The organism is Mycobacterium sp. ABE4_509 (assembly GCF_056160785.1).
This window is the reverse complement of the sequence record NZ_JBSWXU010000058.1, coordinates 22,204-29,459: the sequence shown is the minus strand read 5'-3', so window position 1 is coordinate 29,459 and position 7,256 is coordinate 22,204. Positions and strand designations below refer to the sequence as shown.

Genomic DNA, 7,256 nt, shown 5'->3' with positions numbered 1-7,256 from the left:
CCATCGAGGACGCGCGCCGGGAGGCCAAACGCCGCGCGTCGGGCCGGCCGGCGGCCGAGACCGCCACCCTGGGGCGCGGCACGGTGCGCGGGCTCAAGGTGGTCGGATTCTCTGCGGTGATCGCCCTGCTGGTGGTCGGGCTGGGGCTGCTGCTGTATTTCACCCCGATCATGTCGGCGCGCAGCATCGTCGTCACCGGTCTCGGGGCGCTGTCCCAGGACGAGGTGGTCGGCGTCGCCGCGGTGGCGCCGGGTACGCCGCTGCTGCAGGTCGACACCGACGAGGTGGCCGGCCGGATCGCCGAGATCCGCCGGGTCGCCTCGGCCCGGGTGCAGCGCCAGTACCCGTCGACCCTGCGGATCACCGTGGTCGAGCGGGTGCCGGTGGTGCTGCGGGACTATCCGGACGGTGTGCACCTGTTCGACAAGGACGGGGTGGATTTCGCCACCGGGCCGCCACCGCCGGGGGTGCCTTATCTGGAGACCGACAATCCCGGACCCGACGACCCGGCAACACAGGCCGCGCTGAAGGTGATGACCTCGTTGCGGCCCGAGGTGGCCGCCCAGGTGGGCAGGGTTTCGGCGCCCTCGGTCGCGTCGATCACGTTGACCCTGGTCGACGGGCGCACCGTGGTGTGGGGGACCACCGACCGCACCGAGGAGAAGGCGCTCAAGTTGGCCGCGTTGCTGACGCAGCCGGGCCAGACCTACGACGTGTCCAGCCCGGACCTGCCGACGGTGAAATAGCCGCCGGGCGGATCGCGCCCGGGCGGTGATCGAAACATCGCCGCGAATTTTCTTGCGTCGCGTCGGCGCGCCTGCTCGGCGGGTGTGCACAGCGGCCCTACCGTTCTGTTTGCACCGCACTACTTGACATAACTCTAAGCCTATGGTTGAGGTTGAGGGTTTAGGGGCACGCTCAAGAGGTGCGGAAGTGGACAGACACAATCACGCAGGAAGGGCGACGCTGATGAGCGCTTGCGCGAAGAAGGTCGTGGCATGACCCCCCCGCATAACTACCTCGCTGTGATCAAGGTGGTCGGTATCGGCGGCGGCGGCGTCAACGCCGTCAACCGGATGATCGAGCAAGGCCTCAAGGGCGTCGAGTTCATCGCGATCAACACCGATGCGCAGGCGCTGTTGATGAGCGACGCCGACGTCAAACTCGACGTCGGGCGGGATTCGACGCGCGGCCTGGGCGCCGGCGCCGATCCCGAGGTCGGGAGAAAGGCGGCTGAGGACGCCAAGGACGACATCGAGGAGCTGCTGCGCGGCGCCGACATGGTGTTCGTCACCGCCGGTGAGGGTGGTGGCACCGGAACCGGCGGCGCGCCGGTGGTGGCGACCATCGCCCGCAAGCTCGGCGCGCTGACGGTCGGCGTGGTGACGCGGCCCTTCTCGTTCGAGGGCAAGCGGCGCAGCAACCAGGCCGAGGCCGGTATCACTTCGCTGCGGGAGAGCTGTGACACGCTGATCGTCATCCCCAACGACCGGCTGCTGCAGATGGGTGACGCGGCGGTGTCGCTGATGGACGCGTTCCGCAGCGCCGACGAGGTGCTGCTCAACGGCGTGCAGGGCATCACCGACCTGATCACCACCCCGGGTCTGATCAACGTCGACTTCGCCGACGTCAAGGGTGTTATGAGCGGCGCCGGTACCGCGCTGATGGGCATCGGCTCGGCGCGCGGGGACGGGCGTGCCCTCAAAGCCGCCGAGATCGCGATCAACTCGCCGCTGCTGGAGGCCTCGATGGAGGGTGCACAGGGTGTGCTGCTGTCCGTGGCCGGCGGCAGCGACCTGGGCCTGTTCGAGATCAACGAGGCCGCCTCGCTGGTGCAGGATGCCGCCCATCAGGACGCCAACATCATCTTCGGCACCGTGATCGACGACTCGCTGGGCGACGAGGTCCGGGTGACGGTGATCGCCGCCGGCTTCGACGCCGCAGGTCCGGGACGCAAGCCGGTCACCGGGGACGCCCCGGCCACCGAAAGCGCCAGCACCAGCACGCCGATCACCCCGGGCAAGGCCGGCCGGGTCGGTTCTTCGCTGTTCGAGCCGAACGATCCGGCCAGTGTGCCCGTGCACACCAACGGGGCCACGGTGCGGATCGGCGGGGACGACGGCGGAATCTCCGATGACGACGTCGACGTCCCGCCTTTCATGCGCCACTGATCCGACCTACGGTCGCACTGTGAAGCTTCGGGTGCGGCGCGTGACCACCACCCGCGCCGGCGGCGTCTCCAAACCGCCGTTCGCGACCTTCAACCTCGGTGACCACGTCGGGGACGATCCGGTCGCGGTGGCCGCCAACCGGCGTCGGCTGGCGACCGCCACCGGCCTCGGGGACGGCGGCATCGTCTGGATGAACCAGGTCCACGGTACGGATATCCGGATGGTCGACGGCGGCGGTGAAACCCCTGATGACACTGACGGTTTGGTCACCACCACGCCGCGGATCGGGCTGGCGGTGGTGACCGCCGACTGCGTGCCGGTGCTGCTCGCCGACGCCCGTGCCGGGGTGGTGGCCGCCGTGCACGCCGGCCGCGTCGGTGCGCAACGGGGGATCGTGGCCCGGGCCCTGGAGGCGATGTCCGATGCCGGCGCGCACGTCGCCGACATCTCGGTGTTGCTGGGGCCTGCGGTGAGCGGCCTGAACTACGAGGTTCCCGAGGAGATGGCCGCCGACGTCGAACGATCACTGCCGGGAAGCCGGACGACCACGCATCGGGGAACCCCGGGGCTGGATTTGCGGGCGGGGATCGCCGGGCAGCTTCGTGCGCACGGTGTCACCGCCGTCGACATCGACCCACGCTGCACCGTCGCGGACCGATCGCTGTTCAGCCACCGCCGCGACGCCCCGACCGGCCGCATCGCCTCGCTGGTGTGGTTGGAGCCCGAACCATGACCTCCGGGCGCGAACAGGAACTCGGCCAGGCACTCGACGTGGTGCGGGCGCGGCTGGCCCGCGCGGCGCTGGCGGCCGGACGTGACGTCGCCAACATCGAGCTGCTGCCGGTCACCAAGTTCTTCCCGGCCGCTGACGTGGTCGCTCTGCACCACCTGGGCTGCAACGCATTCGGTGAATCGCGCGACCAGGAAGCGGTGCAGAAGGTGGCCGAGGTCGCGCACGCCGAGCAGACCGGCGCGATCCGCTGGCACATGGTCGGGCGGATCCAGCGCAACAAGGCCCGCTCGATCGCCGAGTGGGCCTATGCCGTGCACTCGGTCGACAGTGTCAAGGTCATCAACGCGTTGAGCCGGGCCGCCTCCGAAGCGCTCGACCAGGGCCGCCGGGACGCGCCACTGCGGGTGTATCTGCAGGTCAGCCTCGACGGCGACGAGTCCCGCGGCGGCGTCGACGTGGGCGCACCGGAGCGCGTCGACGAACTGTGTGCCGCGATCGAGGCGGCGGCGGGTCTGGATTTCGTCGGCCTGATGGCGATCCCGCCGGTGGGTGCGGACCCCGGCGACGCCTTCGGCCGTTTGAGTGCCGAACGCCAGCGGGTACAGGGCCGGTACAGCCAGCGGCTCGAATTGTCGGCCGGGATGTCCGGTGACCTCGAGGCGGCGGTCGAACATGGTTCGACATGTGTGCGTGTCGGTACCGCGCTATTGGGATCCCGACCGCTAACGTCACCCGCAGTAGTCACACGAGTCACACCTTCATCACAGACACCAGATTCCGCTGAGCGGCCCAGGGCCTCCGAGTCCGTCGAGTCCACTGAGTCCTCACCGAAGTCCGCGCTACCTCGTTCCTCATCCCGCACGACATCGGCTCCACCGCACGAAGGGTCCTCACAATGAGCACACTGCACAAAGTCAAGGCCTACTTCGGTATGGCGCCCATGGATGACTACGAGGACGACTACTACGACGACGACGACCGCGGCCCGGTGCGCTCCTACCGCCGTCCCCGGGAGGACCGGTTCGAGGACGAGGGCTACTCGCCGCGCGGTTTCGACGGCCTCGGCGACGATCGGCGCCGTGACTACGACGAGCCTGCGGGCTACCGCGGCGGCTTCGACGACGGCCGGTTCGACCCCAGAATGCGGACCCCGCGTGAGTTCGACCGCACCCCACCGCGTTTCGGTTCCATGCGGGGGTCCACGCGCGGTGCGCTGGCCATGGATCCGCGCGGGATGGCCGAGCTCTTCGAAGCCGGTAGCCCGCTGGCCAAGATCACCACTCTGCGTCCCAAGGACTACAGCGAGGCGCGCACCATCGGTGAGCGGTTCCGCGACGGCACCCCGGTCATCATGGACCTGGTCTCGATGGACAACGCCGACGCCAAGCGGCTGGTGGACTTCGCCGCGGGGCTGGCGTTCGCGCTTCGCGGTTCGTTCGACAAGGTCGCGACCAAGGTCTTCCTGCTGTCGCCGGCCGATGTTGATGTGACCGCTGAGCAGCGCCGCCGCATCGCCGAGGCCGGCTTCTACGCCTATCAGTGACCGGTCGGCCGGTGGCTGCGAGCGGTCTGCGGCGGCACCGAGGGTAGGCTGACGGCGGCATCGGCTCAGTGGGCCGGTTCGCCCTATCCATCGTCAGTCAACGTCCTGGAGTGAGGTCGCTTCCGTTGGGGCTCTTCTTCGAGATCCTGGGTTTCGCGCTGTTCGTGTTCTGGCTGCTGTTGATCGCCCGGGTCGTCGTCGAGTTCATCCGGTCCTTCAGCCGTGATTGGCAGCCCAGGGGAGCCACGGTGGTCATCCTGGAGATCATCATGACCGTGACCGATCCGCCGGTGAAACTGCTCCGGCGGATCATTCCGCAGCTCACGATCGGCGCCGTGCGGTTCGACCTGTCGATCATGGTGCTGCTGCTGCTCGCCTTCATCGGGATGCAGCTGGCATTCGGCGCTGCCGTCTAGCCAAATCGCCCGTGAGCAGGGCAAAAGGCTGACTCGCCGGCGGGGAAAGCGCCCGCTGGGCACATTTCGCGCGCCCGGGCGGGCATCAGGAATGTTGAAATTCGACCTTAATTATCGGCCTCTTCTGCAACCGCCGGGTCTGGTGTGACAGGATGGACGCCAGTTACGTTCCAGTACTGCTTTACACTTTGACATCGGTTGACGGTCCAGACTCCAAGGGGGCAGACAATGCCGCTCACTCCTGCAGACGTGCACAACGTCGCCTTCAGTAAGCCGCCAATCGGCAAGAGGGGCTACAACGAGGACGAGGTCGACGCCTTCCTCGACCTGGTCGAGAACGAACTGGCCCGTCTCATCGAGGAGAACAGCGACCTGCGGCAGCGGGTCAGCGAGCTGGACCAGGAACTCGCGTCGGCCCGCGCCGGCGGCGGTTCGGCCCAGCCGGCTGCGCCGATGCCAGTCTACGAGCCGGAGCCCGAGCCCGCACCGGCTCCCGAGCCGACCTACGAGGCCCCGCCCGCGCAGCCCGCGCCGGCTGCCGAGGACCAGCACCTGCGTGCTGCCAAGGTCCTCAGCCTGGCCCAGGACACCGCCGATCGCCTGACCAGCAGTGCCAAGGCCGAGTCGGAGAAGATGCTCGCCGATGCCCGGGCGCAGGCCGACCAGATGGTCACCGAGGCCCGCCAGACCGCCGAGACCACCGTCGCCGAGGCCCGCCAGCGTGCCGACGCCATGCTCGCCGATGCGCAGAACCGCTCGGAGACGCAGCTGCGGCAGGCACAGGAGAAGGCCGATGCACTTCAGGCCGACGCCGAGCGCAAGCACTCCGAGATCATGGGCACCATCAACCAGCAGCGCACCGTTCTCGAAGGGCGGCTCGAGCAGCTGCGGACCTTCGAGCGCGAATACCGCACCCGGCTCAAGACCTACCTGGAGTCGCAGCTCGAGGAACTCGGGCAGCGTGGGTCCGCGGCCCCGGTCGACTCCGGCGCCAACAGCGAGGGCGGCTTCAATCAGTTCAACCGGGGCAACAACTAGTCACGTGCCTCATCGTCCACGTTCCTCGGCACGGGTCGACCCATGCTGATCGTCGCACTGGTGCTCGCCGTCATCGGGCTGGCAGCGCTGGTGACCGCGGTTGTCACCAGCAACGAGGTGATCGCCTGGGTGTGTATCGGGGCCAGCGCCATCGGTGTGGTGTTGCTGATCGTCGATGCGCTGCGTGACCGCTCCAAGGGCGGGGAGTCCGAGGAGGCTGCGGACGAGACCGCAGAAGAGCCCGTCGAGGGCGCCGGCGACGATGTCGAGGACTACCCCGACGAACCCCCGGTGGCCGATTACCCCGAGGAGCCCGCGCCGGCCGGCGACGGACCGACCTCCGAGGAACAGCCCGCTGCCGCAGGCGATTCGGCCGACGAGGTGCGGCCCGGGGCCGAAGACGAAACCGCCGCCGCGGAACAGCAGAACACCGACGGCACCGAGGACACCGCCAGGAGCTGAGCGTCCCGCTCAGTGTCGGGCGTTGAGCGTCCCGCTCAGTGTCGGGCGTTGAGCGTCCCGCTCAGTGTCGGGCGTTGAGCGTCCCGCTCAGTGTCACGCGTTGAGCGTCCCGCTCAGTGCTCCCCGGCCGCCATCGTCGGGGTCGCCAACAGCGCGCGCACCTCGTCGTCGCCGACCTGGTGGAAATCCCCGAAGACCTGACCCACCGCGTGGAAATCGTCGGGGGTGGTCGAACACACCACATCGTCGGCCTCCCCGCGGAGCTTCCGGCACACCGATGCCGGTCCGACCGGGACGGCGACCACGATCCGTGATGCGCCGGCCTGACGTACCGAACGCACCGCAGAAACCATGCTGGCACCGGTGGCGATGCCGTCGTCGACCAGAATGACCGTCCTGCCGGTCAGCTCCAGCGGCCCCCGGCCAGCCCGGTAGCACTGCTCGCGCCGGTGCAGTTCGGCGGTCTCCCGGGTGATCGCGTCGCGAACCTGGTCCTCGTCGATGCCGAGGTTGCGCACCAAATCGTCGTTGAGCACCACCCCGCCGCCCGTGGCCACCGCCCCCATCGCCAGCTCGGGCCACTGCGGGACGCCCAGTTTGCGGACCAGGCACACGTCCAACGGTGCCCGCAACGAGGCCGCCACCTCCCAGCCGATCGGCACTCCGCCCCGGGCCAGTCCGAGCACCAGCAGATCGTCCCGCCCGGCGTACCGCGCCAAGTCGCCGGCCAGCACCTGACCTGCCTCGCGGCGATCACGAAAGGTTCGTCGGCTGCTCTTCATCGTTCACCCGTCGGCCGGGGGCATCATCGGCCCCGCTGGTGAGTACCCGCCCCGGTTTGCGGGCAATCCATCCTCTACGCGGCGACGAATCCCTGATCGCACACCACCACC

General features: G+C 68.9%; 9 protein-coding genes. 8 read left to right on the top strand and 1 reads right to left on the bottom strand.

From position 1 onward, the window contains the following. The 8 genes from ACXAID_RS14280 to ACXAID_RS14245 all read left to right on the top strand — a co-directional run. On the top strand, positions 1-746 hold a 746-nt coding region (locus ACXAID_RS14280; RefSeq protein ID WP_475022871.1), incomplete at its 5' end, for a cell division protein FtsQ/DivIB. A 252-nt stretch (positions 747-998) separates the two neighbouring features. Next, the gene (ftsZ, locus tag ACXAID_RS14275) at positions 999-2,171 is read left to right on the top strand and encodes a cell division protein FtsZ (RefSeq protein WP_475022870.1); all 1,173 of its coding nucleotides are present in this window, start codon (positions 999-1,001) and stop codon (positions 2,169-2,171) included. A gap of 19 nt (positions 2,172-2,190) precedes the next feature. Next, positions 2,191-2,904 (top strand): peptidoglycan editing factor PgeF, encoded by a 714-nt coding sequence (gene pgeF, locus ACXAID_RS14270; RefSeq protein ID WP_475022869.1) that lies wholly within the window; start codon positions 2,191-2,193, stop codon positions 2,902-2,904. After that, positions 2,901-3,803 carry a YggS family pyridoxal phosphate-dependent enzyme gene (locus tag ACXAID_RS14265; RefSeq protein ID WP_475022868.1) on the top strand — a complete coding sequence of 301 codons (903 nt, stop codon included), beginning with the start codon at positions 2,901-2,903 and terminating at the stop codon, positions 3,801-3,803. Before pgeF ends, ACXAID_RS14265 begins: the two co-directional genes overlap by 4 nt. After that, positions 3,800-4,447 (top strand): cell division protein SepF, encoded by a 648-nt coding sequence (locus tag ACXAID_RS14260; protein ID WP_475022867.1) that lies wholly within the window; start codon positions 3,800-3,802, stop codon positions 4,445-4,447. Before ACXAID_RS14265 ends, ACXAID_RS14260 begins: the two co-directional genes overlap by 4 nt. A gap of 125 nt (positions 4,448-4,572) precedes the next feature. Then, complete coding sequence (locus tag ACXAID_RS14255; protein ID WP_475022873.1) at positions 4,573-4,863, top strand: YggT family protein; 291 nt, start codon at positions 4,573-4,575, stop codon at positions 4,861-4,863. A 228-nt stretch (positions 4,864-5,091) separates the two neighbouring features. Beyond that, positions 5,092-5,901, top strand: coding sequence for a DivIVA-like cell division protein Wag31 (wag31, locus tag ACXAID_RS14250; protein WP_475022866.1), 810 nt, complete (start codon positions 5,092-5,094; stop codon positions 5,899-5,901). A 42-nt stretch (positions 5,902-5,943) separates the two neighbouring features. Next, on the top strand, positions 5,944-6,363 hold the full coding sequence (locus tag ACXAID_RS14245; RefSeq protein ID WP_475022865.1) for a DUF308 domain-containing protein: 420 nt from the start codon (positions 5,944-5,946) through the stop codon (positions 6,361-6,363). Positions 6,364-6,476: 113 nt separating this feature from the next. Here the strand turns inward: ACXAID_RS14245 and ACXAID_RS14240 are convergent, their stop codons facing one another. After that, positions 6,477-7,145 carry a phosphoribosyltransferase gene (locus ACXAID_RS14240; RefSeq protein ID WP_475022864.1) on the bottom strand — a complete coding sequence of 223 codons (669 nt, stop codon included), beginning with the start codon at positions 7,143-7,145 and terminating at the stop codon, positions 6,477-6,479. Positions 7,146-7,256: the final 111 nt, after the last annotated feature.

Excerpts from the sequence above, each read along its gene's own strand:
- ACXAID_RS14240 (WP_475022864.1), bottom strand. The coding sequence starts at position 7,145 with ATGAAGAGCAGCCGACGAACCTTTCGTGATCGCCGCGAGGCAGGTCAG.
- ftsZ (WP_475022870.1), top strand. The coding sequence starts at position 999 with ATGACCCCCCCGCATAACTACCTCGCTGTGATCAAGGTGGTCGGTATC.
- ACXAID_RS14265 (WP_475022868.1), top strand. The coding sequence starts at position 2,901 with ATGACCTCCGGGCGCGAACAGGAACTCGGCCAGGCACTCGACGTGGTG.
- ACXAID_RS14260 (WP_475022867.1), top strand. The coding sequence starts at position 3,800 with ATGAGCACACTGCACAAAGTCAAGGCCTACTTCGGTATGGCGCCCATG.
- wag31 (WP_475022866.1), top strand. The coding sequence starts at position 5,092 with ATGCCGCTCACTCCTGCAGACGTGCACAACGTCGCCTTCAGTAAGCCG.
- ACXAID_RS14245 (WP_475022865.1), top strand. The coding sequence starts at position 5,944 with ATGCTGATCGTCGCACTGGTGCTCGCCGTCATCGGGCTGGCAGCGCTG.